The sequence below is a fragment of the Pseudomonas sp. BIGb0278 genome (assembly GCF_024809895.1).
Classification (GTDB): Bacteria; Pseudomonadota; Gammaproteobacteria; order Pseudomonadales; family Pseudomonadaceae; genus Aquipseudomonas; species Aquipseudomonas shirazensis.
The window spans coordinates 132,882-147,864 of the sequence record NZ_JANUEL010000006.1 but is presented as its reverse complement, the minus strand read 5'-3'; the positions used below and the strand labels follow the sequence as shown (position 1 = coordinate 147,864).

Genomic DNA, 14,983 nt, shown 5'->3' with positions numbered 1-14,983 from the left:
CGCTCAGTGAAGGATGGTCGCGCCGGCACCCGCCTCGACGCGGGCCGTGCTGGCGGGCGCGGGGTCGGGCAGGCGGGTCAGGCGCAGGGCATTGAGCACCACCACCAGCGAGCTGACCGACATGCCGATGGCGGCCCACACGGGGGTGATCCAGCCCAGCGCCGCGAACGGCAACATCAGGCCATTGTACAAGGTTGCCCAGGCCAGGTTCTCGACGATTATCCGCCGCGTGCGGCGTGCCAGCAGCAGCGCCTGGGCCAGCGCTTGCAGGCGGTTGGACAACAGCACCGCATCGGCGCTGGTTTTTGCCAGGTCAGTAGCCGAGCCCATGGCAATGCTGATGTCCGCTGCAGCCAGCACGGGCACGTCATTGACCCCATCACCGAGCATCAACACCTTGCGCCCTGCGGCCTGCAAGGCGCGCAGGCGGGCCAGCTTGTCGTCGGGGCGCAGGCCGCCAACCGCCTCATCGATGCCCAGTTGCGCGGCCACCTCAGCGACCATCGGCGAGCTGTCGCCTGACAGCAGCAAGGTCTGCCACCCGCGCGCCTTGCAGGCGTCGAGCAAACCCTGGGCGTCATCGCGCAGGCGGTCGTCCAGGCCAAACCAGGCCAGCGGGCCGTGTGCATCGCCGAGCAGCAGCCACTGGCCACGCGGCTCGGGCAGCAGCGGTGGCTCGCTGCCGCTCAGGGCACAGACGAAACTGGCTTGGCCGATGCGCAGGTGCTGGCCGTCGAGTTGGCCTTCCAGGCCCAGCCCGGGCACGTTCTGCACTTCTTCGGCGGGCCGCGTGCTGCGGCCGAAGGCACGCGCGATCGGGTGCTCCGAGCGGTTTTCCAGGGCGGCGGCGAGGGCCAGGCACTGGTCGCTGCCCAGCGTGCCCAAAGGGCGAATGCTGCGCAGGGTCAGGCGGCCTTCGGTGAGCGTGCCGGTCTTGTCGAAGATCACCGTGTCGATCTGGTTGAGGCCTTCCAGCACATGCCCGCGGGTCACCAGCAGGCCAAGCTTGTGCAGGGTGCCGGTGGCGGTGGTCAGCGCGGTCGGCGTGGCCAGCGACAGGGCGCAGGGGCAGGTGGCGACCAGCATCGCCAGCACGATCCAGAATGCCCGGCTCGGGTCCAGTTGCCACCAGAGCAGGCCGATGGCGACTGCGGCCAACAGCGTGAATAACAAGAACCACTGCGAGGCGCGGTCGGCGATCTGCGCCAGGCGCGGCTTTTCGGACTGGGCGCGTTCCAGCAGCCGGACGATGGCGGACAAGCGCGTGGCCTGGCCCAGCGCTTGGACCTCGACGCTCAGCGTGCTTTCGATGTTCAAGGTGCCGCCGGTGACGTGATCGCCCGGGCTGCGCGCCAGCGGCAGGTACTCGCCGGTGAGCAATGACTCGTCGATGCTCGAACGGCCCTCGACAATCCGCCCGTCCGCCGGGATCACCGCGCCGGGCAGCACCTGCACCCGATCGCCGCAGTTGAGTTCGGCCAGCAGAATACGCTCGCTGCGCCCCCCGCTGTCCAGGCGCAAGCACGAGGCCGGCAGCAGGTTGACCAGTTGCGCAGTGGCCGCCGCCGTGCGCTCGCGGGCGCGGCGTTCAAGGTAACGGCCAGTCAGCAGAAACAGGGCAAACATGCCGACCGTGTCGAAGTACAGCTCGCCACTCCCGGTGATCGCCGTCCAGATACCGGCGCAGTAGGCCAGGGCGATGGCCAGCGACACCGACACATCCATGGTCAGGTGGCGGGTGCGCAGGTCGCGCGCGGCGCCTTTGAAAAACGGCGCACAGCTGTAGAACACGATCGGCGTGGTCAGAAACAGCGCAACCCAACGCAGAATGGTGTGCAACTCGGGGCTGAGGTCGATGTTGAATTCCGGCCAGGTGGCCATGGTCGCCATCATCGCCTGGAACCACAACAGCCCGGCCACACCGAGGCGGCGCAGGGCGCTGCGGTTCTCCCGCGCAAGCTGCTCGGCGGCCTGGTCGGGCTGATACGGGTGGGCGGCGTAGCCAATCTGGCGCAGCTCGGCCATCAGCTTCGACAACGGCAGTTGCAGGTCGTCCCAGCTCAGCAGCAGGCGGTGGTTGGACAGGTTCAGGCGGGCGTCGGCCACGCCTGGCACATTGCGCAGGTGTTTCTCGATCAGCCAGCCGCAAGCGGCGCAACTGATGCCTTCGATCATCAGCACCGCTTCGGCATGGCCATGGTCATGGCGGACGAAGCCTTGCTGAACATCGTTGCGGTCGTACAGCGCCAGTTCGTCCTGCAACTGCTGGGGCAGGGCCTCTGGGTTGGCGCTGGTTTCGCTGCGGTGCTGGTAGTAGTGCTCAAGGCCGCCAGCGACGATGGATTCGGCAACGGCCTGGCAACCGGGGCAGCAGAATGCGCGCAGCTCGCCCAACACCTTGGCGTTGAAGCGGCTGCCGGCAGGGACCGGCAGGGCGCAGTGGTAGCACGGGTTGGGCTGAGTCATCACATCATGGCCTTACAAAAACCGCAAAGTTGCACGCATTCCCGTAGGAGCGGCCTTGTGTCGCGAAAGGGTGGCGAAGCGGCCCCAGGATTCATGCCGCGGCCACAATTGCCGGGCCAGCTTCGCTGACCTTTCGCGACACAAGGCCGCTCCTACAGGTGCTCGGCGCCCTGGATGGCTTCATCGCCGAGCTGGAGGGTTACGCCGTGCTCGACCTTCTCTTCCTCGAACAAGCGCCAGATGTGGCCATCCTGGCTGCCCAGCAGCTCGACAAAGCGCCGGCCCTCGACCTTGTCGTCCAGTTGGCCAACATAGCGGCCCGCTTCACTGCGCGCCAACTGGACTTTGCGGTCCTTGTCCGGCTGGGTCGGCGAGATCAGGTTGAGTTCCAACGTCTGCGGGTCGCTGTTGCCGCTCAGACGCAGCTCGACCTCGCCGGTCAGCTCATCGAGGAGCACGCTGGCCTTGAGGTTGAGAGTCTGCGCCAGCAGTTCGCGGTCGAGCGAGCGGTTGATGCCTTTGCCGGCCTCGTAGTAGTTGTCGTTGACCAGGTTGTCTGGGTTGCGCACGGCAATGCTGACCATGGTCAGGCTCAGACACACTGAGGTGGTGAGGATGCCGATGAGGATCCAGGGCCAGAGGTGCTTGTACCAGGGGCTGGCGGCAGTAGCAGGCATGGAGCGGGTTCCTTAGCGAATTTGCGGGCCGATGAAACGGCTCTTGGCTTCAACCTGGGTGCCGTTGTCGTCGGCGTCCTTGAGGGTGAAGATGACTTCGTTGGTGGTCGACGGCAACTGCTCGGGGGCCACCGACAGCTGCACCGGCAGGCTGACGATATCACCGGCCTCGACACGGATCTCGCGCCGGCCTTGCAGTTGCAGGTCTGGCAGGCCGCTGGCCTCGAGCACGTAGACGTGATCGCGCTGGTCCTTGTTCATGACTTTGAGGCTGTACACGTTCTCGATCCGCCCCTGGGCGTTTTCGCGGTACAGCACGCGGTCCTTGCTGACATCGAACCCCACCAGCGAACGGGTAGCGAAGGCCGTGGCCAGGGCGCCGATCATCACCAGCAGGACTACTGCATAACCGATCAGGCGCGGCCGCACCATGTGTGTCTTTTGCCCGGACAGGTTGTGTTCGGTGGTGTAGCTGACCAGGCCGCGTGGGTAGTTCATCTTGTCCATGATGGTGTCGCAGGCGTCGATGCAGGCAGCGCAGCCGATGCACTCGACCTGCAGGCCGTCACGGATGTCGATGCCGGTCGGGCACACCTGCACGCACATGGTGCAGTCGATGCAGTCGCCCAGGCCTTGCGCCTTGTAGTCGGCGTCTTTCTTGCGCGGGCCGCGCAGTTCGCCGCGGCGCGGGTCATACGAGACGATCAGGGTGTCCTTGTCGAACATCACGCTCTGGAAGCGCGCATACGGGCACATGTAGATGCACACCTGTTCACGCAGCCAACCGGCATTGCCGTAGGTGGCCAAGGTGAAGAAGCCGACCCAGAAGTAGGCCCAGCCATCGGCTTCGCCGGTGAAGAATTCCACGAGCAGTTCGCGGATCGGCGAGAAGTAACCGACAAAGGTCACCCCGGTGACGAAACCGATCAGCAGCCACAGGCTGTGCTTGGCGGTCTTGCGAGCGAGCTTGTTGGCGCTCATTGGCGCCTTGTCGAGCTTCATGCGCTGATTGCGGTCACCCTCGGTGATTTTCTCGCACCACATGAACACCCAGGTCCACACGCTCTGCGGGCAGGTGTAGCCGCACCAGATGCGCCCGGCGAACACGGTGATGAAAAACAGGCCGAAGGCGGCGACGATCAGAATGCCCGACAGCAGAATGAAATCCTGCGGCCAGATGGTGGTGCCGAAGATGTAGAACTTACGCTCGGGCAGGTTCCACCAGACAGCCTGGTGGCCGCCCCAGTTCAGCCACACGGTGCCAAAGTAGAGCAGGAACAGCAGCGCGCCGCCGACCATGCGCAGCCTGCGGAACACGCCGGTGAAGGCGCGGGTGTAGATCTTGGCACGGGAGGCATAGAGGTCGACGGAATCCTTTCCCTTGTTGGCAGGCGGGGTCACGTCATGTACCGGAATGTGCTTGCTCATCATCGAGTCCCACGGCAGTGGAGAAGTGCCGCGGCCAGTGCATGCCGGCCGCGGTCGTGCGCCTGGTGCTGACGCTCTGCGGCCTATGATACGCCTGTGCTGGCGAGGTCGGACCGTGCTGCGACGTTATGTCGCGTTGGGTTTGCCTGTGAAATGGTGTAGGTGCGATTGTCAATTGATCCAGGTCAGCCGAGGTGCAAACGCCTCGGCTGACCTGGCTGGATTACGGCTTGGCAGGCTCGGCGGCATCCTGCTGCGACAGGCTGTACACATAGGCGGCCAGCAGGTGCACCTTGTCATTGCCTTGCAACTCGGCCTGGGCCGGCATCTGGCCCTGACGGCCGTAGCGGATGGTCTGCTGCAACTGGGCGAAGCTTGAGCCGTAGATGAACGCCTGCGGATGGGTCAGGTCAGGTGCGCCCATGGCCGGCGTACCCTTGGCCTCGGGCCCGTGGCAGGCGACGCAGTTGGTGGCGAACAGTTTCTGGCCGTTGGCAGGGTCTGCCTTGATGCCCTCGGGCAGCTTGCGCCCGTCCAGGTTGGTCAGGACAAAGGCGGCCACATCAGCCACACCTTGCTCGCCGAGCACCTCGGCCCAGGCCGGCATCACGCCGTGGCGGCCGTTCATGATCGAGGCCTTGATCGTCTCCGGCTCGCCGCCCCAGCGCCAGTCGCTGTCGGTCAGGTTGGGGAAGCCATAGGCGCCCTTGGCGTCGGAACCGTGGCACACCGAACAGTTGGAGGCGAACAACCGGCCACCCATTTTCAGCGCCTGCGGGTCCTTGGCGACTTCCTCGATCGGCATCGCGGCAAACTTGGCATAGATCGGCCCGAAGCGGGCATTGGCCTTGGCCATTTCCTTTTCCCACTCGTGCACGCCGGTCCAGCCCGCCTCACCGTTGCTGAACTCGGTCTGCTTGTCGTTATCGAGGTAGCTGTAGCCTGGCAGGATGCCTTTCCAGTTGCCCAGGCCTGGGTATAGCACCAGGTAACCAAGGGCAAAGATGATGGTGCCGACAAACAGCCAGAACCACCATTTGGGCAGCGGGTTGTCGTATTCCTCGATACCGTCGAAGGCGTGGCCGACGGTCTCGTCGGTGATGTCCTCGCGCTGGCCCTTGCGGGTCGACAGCAGCAGCCAGGTGAGGGCGAAGATCGTGCCCAGTGTCAGCACGCTGACGTACAGGCTCCAGAAGGTAGTCATTGTTGTTTGCTCCTAGACGCTTTTGCTTGCGCTTGCTCGACGTGCTGGCTGGCTTCGGGGTCATCAGCAAAAGGCAGTTGCGTGGCCTCGTCGAAGTCGCGCTTGCGCCGTGGGCTGAACACCCACAGGGCGAGGCCGACGAACGCCACCAGTACCACCACGGTGCCCAGGCCGCGGATCATTCCGATATCCATCAGCGTCACCGTTTGCTTTTGATGATGGTGCCAAGGCCTTGCAGGTACGCCACCAGCGCGTCCATCTCGGTCTTGCCCCTGACCGCGTCGGCAGCGCCGGCGATGTCGGCATCGGTGTACGGCACGCCCAGGGTGCGCAGCACTTCGAGCTTTTTCGCGGTGTCCTTGCCATCGAGCTTGTGCTCGACCAGCCACGGGTAGGACGGCATCTTCGACTCGGGCACGACGTTGCGCGGGTTGTACAGGTGCGCGCGGTGCCAGTCATCCGAGTAACGCCCGCCGACCCTGGCCAGGTCCGGCCCAGTGCGCTTGGAGCCCCACAGGAACGGGTGGTCCCAGACACTTTCGCCGGCCACCGAGTAGTGCCCGTAGCGCTCGGTTTCGGCGCGGAATGGCCGGATCATCTGCGAGTGGCAGCCGACGCAGCCTTCGCGGATATAGATATCGCGGCCTTCCAGCTCCAGCGCGGTGCGCGGCTTCATGCCTTCGACCGGCTTGTTGGTGACGTCCTGGAAAAACAGCGGGACGATCTGGGTCAGGCCACCGATGCTGACGGCAATGACCATGAAGAAGGCCAACAGGCCGATGTTCTTCTCGACTGCTTCATGCTTCATCAGTGCGCTCCCACAACGACGATCTTGGCGGCGGCTTCAGCTTCTGTGGCATCCGCTGCACGTACAGTGCGCAGCACGTTGTAGGCCATCAGCAACATCCCCGAGGCGAAGAACGCACCGCCCACTGCGCGGACGATATAGCCCGGGTGGCTGGCCTGCAGCGCCTCGACGAACGAATAGGTGAGGGTGCCGTCATCGTTGATCGCACGCCACATCAGGCCCTGGGTAATGCCGTTGACCCACATCGAGGCGATGTACAGCACGGTGCCGATAGTGGCCAGCCAGAAGTGCGCGTTGATCAGGCCGACGCTGTGCATCTGCGCCCGGCCGTAGAGCTTGGGAATCATGTGGTAGATGGCGCCGATCGAGATCATCGCCACCCAGCCGAGCGCGCCGGCGTGTACGTGGCCGATGGTCCAGTCGGTGTAGTGCGACAGCGAGTTGACCGTCTTGATCGCCATCATCGGCCCTTCGAAGGTCGACATACCGTAGAACGCCAGCGACACCACGAGGAAGCGCAGGATCGGGTCGGTGCGCAGTTTGTGCCAGGCCCCGGACAGCGTCATCATGCCGTTGATCATGCCGCCCCAGCTCGGCGCCAGGAGGATGATCGACATGACCATGCCCAGCGACTGCGCCCAGTCGGGCAGGGCGGTATAGTGCAAATGGTGCGGGCCGGCCCAGATGTACAGGGTGATCAGCGCCCAGAAGTGCACGATCGACAAGCGGTACGAGTAGATCGGCCGCTCGGCCTGCTTGGGCACGAAGTAATACATCATGCCGAGGAAGCCCGTGGTCAGGAAGAAGCCCACCGCGTTGTGCCCGTACCACCACTGGATCATCGCGTCGGTCGCACCGGCGTAGGCCGAGTACGACTTGAACAGGCTGACCGGCAGCGAGATGTGGTTGACGATGTGCAGCATCGCGGTGACGACGATGAAGGCGCCGTAGAACCAGTTGCCGACATAGATGTGCTTGGTCTTGCGCTTGACGATGGTGCCGAAGAACACCACGCCGTAGGTGACCCAGACAATCGCCAGCAGAATCGCGATTGGCCATTCAAGCTCGGCATATTCCTTGGTGGTGGTGTAACCCAGCGGCAAGGTGATCAAGGCGCTGACGATGACCGCCTGCCAACCCCAGAAGGTGAACGCCGCCAGGCTATCGGAAATCAACCGCGTCTGGCAGGTGCGCTGGACCACGTAATACGAGGTGCCAAACAGCGCACAGCCACCGAAGGCGAAGATCACCAGGTTGGTGTGCAGCGGGCGCAGGCGGCCGAAGCTGGTCCAGGGCAGGTCGAGGTTCAGTTGCGGCCAGACCAGTTGCGAGGCGATGAACACCCCGAGCCCCATGCCAAGGATCCCCCAGACCACCGTCATGATGGCGAACTGGCGGACGACCTTATAGTTATAAGCAGTCGGACTGATTGCTGTGCTCATTCTAAGGTTCCACGGTTTGAATATTCTTGTTGGTTGAAAATCGGCGCCAGTATCGGTAACCCCTGGGGGTATGGCAACGCAAGGCTCCTCGCGCCGACCCGTGTCCAAACCCTGCATGCTGCCGTCCCGCAGCGCTTGGGTCTGGATGATTGTACACAAATAAATATTTGTTATGTGTACCGTTTCTCGACTTTTTCTGATCGATTGGTCAGGCTTTTTCGGGCCTGTCTGGGTAGGTCGGATACCCTTCCAAAGCCGTAGCTTGAACCGCCCAAAGTCGGCCCGGCGTCAGGCGCTATGGGACGTGCGAGTAGGGCGTTGCCGCCTTGGCATCAAGCTTAGTTGTGTTCGGAGGGGGTGCAAGCGAGGTGAGCGGTGGGGAGAAGCGGGGAAGCCGGGGCCGTGAAACGGCCCCGAGGGTGTCACTTGGCGGTCACGGTCTGCGCCGGTTGCGGTTGCGACAGGCTGTACACGTAGGCTGCCAGCAGGTGGACCTTGTCGTGGCCCTGAATGTCAGCCTGGGCTGGCATCTGGCCCTGGCGGCCGTAGCGAATGGTCTGCTGCAACTGGGCGAAGCTGGAACCATAGATGAACGCCTGTGGATGGGTCAGGTCAGGTGCGCCCATCACTGGCGTGCCTTTGCCTTCCGGTCCGTGGCAGGCGACGCAGTTGCTGGCGAAGATCTGCTGGCCTTTGGCTGGATCAGCCTTGACCCCTTCAGGCAGCTTGCGGCCGTCCATGTTGGTCAGCACGAACGCTGCCACATCCGCCACGCCCTGTTCACCGATCACCTCCGCCCAGCCCGGCATGACGCCGTGGCGGCCGTTCATGATCGAGGCCTTGATGGTTTCCGGGTCGCCGCCCCAGCGCCAGTCGCTGTCGGTCAGGTTGGGGAAGCCGTAGGCACCTTTGGCGTCCGAGCCGTGGCACACCGAGCAGTTCGAGGCGAACAGGCGACCGCCCATTTTCAGCGCTTGCGGGTCCTTGGCCACTTCTTCCACCGGCATGGCGGCAAACTTGGCGAAGATCGGCCCGAAGCGGGCGTCGGCCTTGTCCATCTCGCGCTGCCATTCATCGACCTGGGTCCAGCCATTCTCATAGCCCGGCAGGATGCCCTTCCAGTTGCCCAGGCCTGGGTACAGGATCAGGTAACCGACGCCGAAGGCGAGGGTGCCGACGAACAGCCAGAACCACCACTTGGGCAGCGGGTTGTCGTACTCCTCGATGCCATCGAAGCTGTGGCCCATGGTCTGGTCGGTGGTGTCCTTGCTCTGGCCCTTGCGGGTGCTGAGCAGCAGCCAGGTCAGGCCGATCAGGCTGCCGATGGTCAGTACGCTGATGTACGTACTCCAGAAGGTGGTCATTGCCCGTTACTCCTCATTGCAGGCTCCTGCCCGGCAGGGGGCAGGCGGTCATCGTCGAAGGGCAGCAGGCGCGCTTCGGCGAAATCACGGTCACGGCGACGGTTGAACACCCACAGGCTCAGGCCGATGAAGGCGATCATCACCACCAGGGTGCCGAGGCCGCGGATCATGCCGATGTCAATTGACAGTTCCATTGCTTACCTCTTGTTCTTGATCGCAGTGCCGAGCACCTGCAGGTAGGCGACCAGCGCGTCCATCTCGGTATGGCCCTTGACGGCGTCACGGGCACCGGCGATATCCGCGTCGGTGTAAGGCACGCCGAGGGTGCGCAGGGCGCGCATCTTGGTCTCGGTGTGGCTGTTGTCGACCTGGTCGGCGACCAGCCATGGGTAGGACGGCATCTTCGACTCGGGGACGACGTTGCGCGGGTTGTACAGATGCGCGCGGTGCCAGTCGTCCGAGTAGCGCCCGCCGACTCGGGCAAGGTCCGGCCCGGTGCGCTTGGAGCCCCACAGGAACGGGTGGTCCCAGACGCTCTCGCCGGCGACCGAGTAGTGCCCGTAGCGCTCGGTCTCGGCGCGGAACGGCCGGATCATCTGCGAGTGGCAACCGACGCAGCCTTCGCGGATATAGATATCGCGGCCTTCCAGCTGCAGCGCGGTGTACGGCTTCATGCCTTCGACCGGCTTGTTGGTGACGTCCTGGAAGAACAGCGGGACGATCTGGGTCAGGCCGCCGATACTGACGGCCAACACCATCAACACCGCCAGCAGGCCGACGTTTTTCTCGATGACTTCATGTTTCATCAGGCAACTCTCCTCAGGCCAACTGGGCGTTCGCAGGGGCGGCGGCTGCATCCGGTGCGCGCACCGTGCGCCAGGTGTTCCAGGCCATCAGGAACATGCCGCTGAGGAAGATCGCACCACCGACGAAGCGCACGATGAAGCCTGGGTGGCTGGCCACCAGGGTTTCGACGAACGAGTAGGTGAGGGTGCCGTCGGCGTTGACCGCGCGCCACATCAGGCCCTGGGCGATGCCGTTGACCCACATCGAGGCGATGTACAACACGGTGCCGATGGTCGCCAGCCAGAAGTGCGCATTGATCAAGCCAATGCTGTACATGCGCTCTTTGCCCCAGATTTTCGGGATGGTGTGGTACAGCGCACCGATGGAAATCATCGCTACCCAACCAAGCGCGCCGGCATGGACGTGGCCGATGGTCCAGTCGGTGTAGTGCGACAAGGCGTTGACGGTCTTGATCGCCATCATCGGCCCTTCGAAGGTCGACATGCCGTAGAACGCCAGCGACACCACGAGGAAGCGCAGAATCGGGTCGCTGCGCAGTTTGTGCCAGGCGCCCGACAGGGTCATCATGCCGTTGATCATGCCGCCCCAGCTTGGCGCGAGCAGAATCAGCGACATGACCATGCCCAGCGACTGCGCCCAGTCAGGCAGGGCGGTGTAGTGCAGGTGGTGCGGGCCGGCCCAGATGTACAGGGTGATCAGTGCCCAGAAGTGCACGATCGACAGCCGATAGGAATACACCGGGCGTTCGGCCTGCTTGGGCACGTAGTAGTACATCATGCCGAGGAAGCCTGCGGTCAGGAAGAAGCCCACCGCGTTGTGGCCGTACCACCACTGCACCATGGCGTCGGTTGCGCCGGCATACACCGAGTAGGACTTGGTCAGGCTGACCGGGATTTCAAGGTTGTTGACGATGTGCAGCAGCGCCACGGTGAGGATGAACGCACCGAAGAACCAGTTACCCACATAGATGTGCTTGGTGGTGCGCTTGATCAGCGTACCGAAGAACACGATCGCGTAGGCCACCCAGACAATGGTGATCAGGATGTCGATCGGCCATTCCAGCTCGGCGTATTCCTTGGAGCTGGTGTAGCCCAGCGGCAGGCTGATCGCGGCGAGCACGATCACCAGTTGCCAGCCCCAGAACGAGAATGCCGCCAGGCGCGGCGCGAACAGGGTGGTCTGGCAGGTGCGCTGCACCGAGTAATACGAGGTGGCAAACAGCGCGCAGCCGCCGAAGGCGAAGATCACTGCGTTGGTGTGCAGCGGTCGTAGGCGGCCAAAGCTGGTCCACGGCAGGTCGAAGTTGAGGGCAGGCCAGGCGAGTTGGGCAGCGATGAAAACGCCGAGCCCCATCCCGACGATTCCCCACACCACCGTCATAATGGCGAATTGGCGGACCACCTTGTAGTTGTAGGCGGTTCTGGGTGTTGTGTTCATGTATGGGTTCCCATCCACGGTTATAGGCAGACTAAACAGCGAGGCAAGAATGAGAGATGGGCAAAATGCCGGTATTGACGGGGATCAATGGGCGCAAGTGACAAATGTTTCAGGCTTGCGCTGCGATTTGCCGCAAGCCGGTGGCGAGCAGGGTTATGTGGGGTGTTTGATCCTGGCCCACGGTGCTGGCGCACCGATGGACAGCGGGTTCATGAACGACATGGCGCAAAGGCTGACAGGGCAAGGGCTGGCGCTGCTGCGCTTCGAGTTTCCGTACATGGGCGAACGGCGCGCAACAGGCGGCAGGCGGCCACCTAACCCGCAGAAGGTTTTGCTTGAATGCTGGCGCGAGGTGTATCAACAGGTGCGACCATTGGTCACAGGGCCGCTGGCGATTGGCGGCAAGTCAATGGGCGGGCGCATGGCCAGTTTGCTGGCCGATGAACTGCAGGTGGATGCACTGGTGTGCCTGGGATATCCGTTCTACGCAGCGGGCAAGCCGGAAAAGCCGCGGGTCGCGCATTTGGCGGAACTGCAGACACCGACCTTGATTGTGCAAGGCGAGCGCGATGCCCTGGGCAACCGAGAAACGGTCGCGGGCTACCAGCTGTCGCCAGCCATCGAACTGTGCTGGCTGGCGGCGGCGGATCATGATCTCAAGCCGCTGAAAGCGTCGGGCTTCACCCATGAGCAGCACCTGCAAACCACCGCAGAACGGGTTGCCCGCTTCATCCAGCGCTGAGCAGCAACTCAGCAGGCGCCGCGCCTGCTGAGCCAATGCGATTGCTGGATCAGTCGCGGTATTCGCACAGGTAAGCGGTTGCAACTGCGACCTTGAGCTGGAACTTGCTGTCGGCAGGCACGTTGAACTGGCTGCCAGCGATGAATTCCTGCCAGTTGTCGCTGCCCGGCAGCTTGACGGTCAGGGCGCCGGAAACCACGTGCATGATTTCGCGCTTGGCGGTGCCGAACTCGTATTCGCCCGGGGCCATGACGCCGACGGTGGCCGGGCCTTCAGTGCCTTCGAAAGCGATCGACTTGACGGTGCCATCAAAGTACTCGTTGACCTTGAACATGGGGGCGACTCCTGTAAAGGGGGGATGAAAAAGGGGCTGGCCAGTATGCCCAAGCCCCAGCGTGTCGTCATCTGCTTTCAGGGGCTCTCGGCCGGCAGGCTCAGCGGCAGCAAACGCGCGGTGTTGCGCGCATCTTCGAGGGCGCGGTGCTGCTGGCCGCTGAACTGCAGGCCAGCCAGTTGCAGGGCGCTGTTGAGCCCGGCCGGGCGTTGCAGGTGGCGGGCCTTGGCGAAGCGCTGCTTGAGGTTGATGTGGGCGGTGTCCTGGAGCACGCTGCGCACTTTATAGTCGTGCCATTCCTGCAGCAGCTGGCGGCGGTCATAGTCGCCCCAGCTGACCCAGGCTTGCAGTTCATCGGCATGCGTCCTCAGCCAGCCCTCGAACCCAGCCCAGGCCTCACGAAAACACGCGGCGGCGTCGACGTCCGCCTGGCTGATGTGGGTCAGCTGGCGGCAGAACGGAGTCAACTGCGGGCGTTTTTTCGGTTTGACGAAGCACTGGAACTGGTCGACCTCATGGCCTTGCCGCGTCACCAGGCTGGCGCCGATTTCAATGATTTCCATCTCTGTGAGCGGCCAGCCACCGTCGTCGGTGGTGGCCTCCAGGTCGATCACTAACCAATGGGCCATGGCAGGCTCCCTTGCAAGACTCGCTAGAGAGTAGCCAAACTCGGCCAAACAGGCACCCTATGGCACTTTGGCATATGTGCTGGTTGTGCCGCTTGCAGAAAACGCCTAGCTTAGGCGCATCAAGGTTTGGTGTGTCTGCAAGTGTCTGTGTTGATTCCACTGCCCAGGCTCAAGGCCTTCTCGTCGCTGTTGCTGGTTGCTCTGCTGGGGCACGTCGCGCCTGGCTGGGCCGAACCCGAGGCAGGCATCGAGGTGCGCATCGGTGCGGCGCATTTTCCGCCTTATTCCGAACGCCCGGAGCGGGGCGCCGACAGTGGCCTGCTGCCGCAACTGACACAGGCGCTCAACACGCTGCAAAAGGACTACTTCTTCGTTCTGGTGCCCACCTCGATTCCGCGGCGCTTTGCCGACCTGGAGCAAGGGCGCACCGACATGGCGATTTTCGAGAACCCTCAGTGGGGCTGGCAACAGGTCCCCCACCAGGCCGTCGACATGGGCCTGGAAGATGCCGAAATTTTTGTCGCGCGGCGCCAGCCGGGAAGGGACCAGAATTACTTCGCTGAGCTGCATGGCAAGCGTCTGGCTGTTTACCACGGCTATCATTACGCCTTCGCCGACTTCAACGCCGACCCACAGCAGCTCAGTGCGAACTACCATGCGACCTTGACCTACTCGCATGACAGCAACCTTTTAATGGTCCAGCGAGGGCGCGCCGACATTGCCCTGGTAACGCGCTCGTACTTCAATGATTTTCTTGCTCGCAACCCTGCCAGCCGCGAGCAGTTGATGGGCTCGGAACGCGTCGATCAGCTTTATCATCATTACGCACTGCTGCGCCCGAATGCACCGATCAGCCCGCAGGCATTTGCCGCGCTATTGCAACAACTGCGCAGCAACGGTGAATTGACGCGGATTTTTCAGCCCTATCAGATCCAGACGATGAGCCCGCAGTAGCCCTCAAGCGTGCGGCTGGGCGCTTTTGCGGCAATGGATCAGGGCGTCGCGAATCATGAAGTTGACCAGCGTCGGCGAGACGCCAAGTTCCTTGGCGATGTCTTTCTGCGGGACGCCGTGCAGCCGGTACATCTCGAAGGCATAACGGGTGCGCTGGGGCAGTTCATTCAATGCATCGGCGATATGTTCAAGCGCAGCCAGGTTGATGTGGGTGTGCTCGGGCGATGCATTGACGATCACCACGTTCATGCCTTCCTCTTCGGTGCCCGAATACCTCAGCTCCATCGCCTGTTTGCGATAGTGATCGATGGCCAGGTTGCGCACGATCTGGAACAGATAGCTGAGTTGAGCTTTGATCGAGGAGGTGATCTGCGGTGCGGCGTTGAGCCGGAAGAAGGCGTCCTGAACAACATCCTCGGCACGCGAGCGGCAGCCAGTGATGCGCGCGGCGATTTTGAGGAGAATGCTGCGATTGTCGACGAACGCCTGGAGTAAGGGTGAATCGCACTTACTTGTGGATAGTTGTTCCGCCATGGAAATCACCTTAGCTCTTTTAGGAATAGGAGCGCTTTTGGATAGGGCGCTTCCTGCGACGAGCGACAAATTAGGCGGAATGATAATGGTTGTCAAATACGAAAGTTAATGAGTATCTATTCGTGTTTGATCTAAGCCTGCCCTCGCACAGTCATCA

16 protein-coding genes are annotated in these 14,983 nt (G+C 62.9%); 2 read left to right on the top strand and 14 right to left on the bottom strand.

Annotated elements, in window-relative coordinates; translation table 11 throughout:
- Positions 1–3: 3 nt before the first annotated feature.
- From M2396_RS19400 to ccoN (M2396_RS19350), 11 genes are all read right to left on the bottom strand, one after another.
- Positions 4–2,466 carry a heavy metal translocating P-type ATPase gene (locus M2396_RS19400; RefSeq protein ID WP_259077337.1) on the bottom strand — a complete coding sequence of 821 codons (2,463 nt, stop codon included), beginning with the start codon at positions 2,464–2,466 and terminating at the stop codon, positions 4–6.
- A gap of 152 nt (positions 2,467–2,618) precedes the next feature.
- Entirely contained in the window at positions 2,619–3,143 is a 525-nt protein-coding gene (locus M2396_RS19395) for a FixH family protein (RefSeq protein ID WP_101318061.1), read from the bottom strand.
- A 12-nt stretch (positions 3,144–3,155) separates the two neighbouring features.
- Positions 3,156–4,571, bottom strand: coding sequence for a cytochrome c oxidase accessory protein CcoG (ccoG, locus tag M2396_RS19390; RefSeq protein WP_101318063.1), 1,416 nt, complete (start codon positions 4,569–4,571; stop codon positions 3,156–3,158).
- 223 nt (positions 4,572–4,794) lie between these two features.
- On the bottom strand, positions 4,795–5,775 hold the full coding sequence (ccoP, locus tag M2396_RS19385) for a cytochrome-c oxidase, cbb3-type subunit III (protein WP_259077330.1): 981 nt from the start codon (positions 5,773–5,775) through the stop codon (positions 4,795–4,797).
- Positions 5,772–5,969: a cbb3-type cytochrome c oxidase subunit 3 gene (locus tag M2396_RS19380; protein ID WP_101318067.1), complete on the bottom strand. Its 198-nt coding sequence runs from the start codon at positions 5,967–5,969 to the stop codon at positions 5,772–5,774. Before M2396_RS19380 ends, ccoP (M2396_RS19385) begins: the two co-directional genes overlap by 4 nt.
- A gap of 5 nt (positions 5,970–5,974) precedes the next feature.
- Complete coding sequence (gene ccoO, locus M2396_RS19375; RefSeq protein ID WP_101318069.1) at positions 5,975–6,583, bottom strand: cytochrome-c oxidase, cbb3-type subunit II; 609 nt, start codon at positions 6,581–6,583, stop codon at positions 5,975–5,977.
- On the bottom strand, positions 6,583–8,025 hold the full coding sequence (gene ccoN, locus M2396_RS19370; protein WP_103436733.1) for a cytochrome-c oxidase, cbb3-type subunit I: 1,443 nt from the start codon (positions 8,023–8,025) through the stop codon (positions 6,583–6,585). The genes ccoO (M2396_RS19375) and ccoN (M2396_RS19370) overlap by 1 nt, the downstream gene beginning before the upstream one ends.
- Before the next feature lie 422 nt (positions 8,026–8,447).
- Positions 8,448–9,389 (bottom strand): cytochrome-c oxidase, cbb3-type subunit III, encoded by a 942-nt coding sequence (gene ccoP / locus M2396_RS19365; protein WP_101318073.1) that lies wholly within the window; start codon positions 9,387–9,389, stop codon positions 8,448–8,450.
- Positions 9,386–9,577, bottom strand: coding sequence for a cbb3-type cytochrome c oxidase subunit 3 (locus tag M2396_RS19360; RefSeq protein WP_101322973.1), 192 nt, complete (start codon positions 9,575–9,577; stop codon positions 9,386–9,388). The genes ccoP (M2396_RS19365) and M2396_RS19360 overlap by 4 nt, the downstream gene beginning before the upstream one ends.
- Positions 9,578–9,586: 9 nt before the next feature.
- The gene (gene ccoO, locus M2396_RS19355; protein WP_101318075.1) at positions 9,587–10,195 is read right to left on the bottom strand and encodes a cytochrome-c oxidase, cbb3-type subunit II; all 609 of its coding nucleotides are present in this window, start codon (positions 10,193–10,195) and stop codon (positions 9,587–9,589) included.
- A 13-nt stretch (positions 10,196–10,208) separates the two neighbouring features.
- Positions 10,209–11,633: a cytochrome-c oxidase, cbb3-type subunit I gene (gene ccoN / locus M2396_RS19350; protein ID WP_101318077.1), complete on the bottom strand. Its 1,425-nt coding sequence runs from the start codon at positions 11,631–11,633 to the stop codon at positions 10,209–10,211.
- Positions 11,634–11,682: 49 nt separating this feature from the next.
- Here ccoN (M2396_RS19350) and M2396_RS19345 point away from each other — a divergent pair, with 49 nt between their 5' ends.
- Positions 11,683–12,375 (top strand): alpha/beta family hydrolase, encoded by a 693-nt coding sequence (locus M2396_RS19345; RefSeq protein WP_259077323.1) that lies wholly within the window; start codon positions 11,683–11,685, stop codon positions 12,373–12,375.
- 49 nt (positions 12,376–12,424) lie between these two features.
- On the opposite strand, the gene M2396_RS19340 is transcribed toward M2396_RS19345, so the two are convergent.
- On the bottom strand, positions 12,425–12,709 hold the full coding sequence (locus M2396_RS19340) for a pyrimidine/purine nucleoside phosphorylase (protein WP_101318081.1): 285 nt from the start codon (positions 12,707–12,709) through the stop codon (positions 12,425–12,427).
- Positions 12,710–12,786: 77 nt separating this feature from the next.
- Positions 12,787–13,338, bottom strand: a complete 552-nt coding sequence (locus M2396_RS19335; protein WP_101318083.1) for an exonuclease domain-containing protein — start codon at positions 13,336–13,338, stop codon at positions 12,787–12,789.
- Between the two features lie 150 nt (positions 13,339–13,488).
- Here M2396_RS19335 and M2396_RS19330 point away from each other — a divergent pair, with 150 nt between their 5' ends.
- Positions 13,489–14,292, top strand: coding sequence for an ABC transporter substrate-binding protein (locus tag M2396_RS19330; RefSeq protein ID WP_259077551.1), 804 nt, complete (start codon positions 13,489–13,491; stop codon positions 14,290–14,292).
- 3 nt (positions 14,293–14,295) lie between these two features.
- Here the strand turns inward: M2396_RS19330 and M2396_RS19325 are convergent, their stop codons facing one another.
- Positions 14,296–14,826, bottom strand: a complete 531-nt coding sequence (locus tag M2396_RS19325; RefSeq protein ID WP_150569709.1) for an RNA polymerase factor sigma-70 — start codon at positions 14,824–14,826, stop codon at positions 14,296–14,298.
- Between the last annotated feature and the right edge of the window lie 157 nt (positions 14,827–14,983).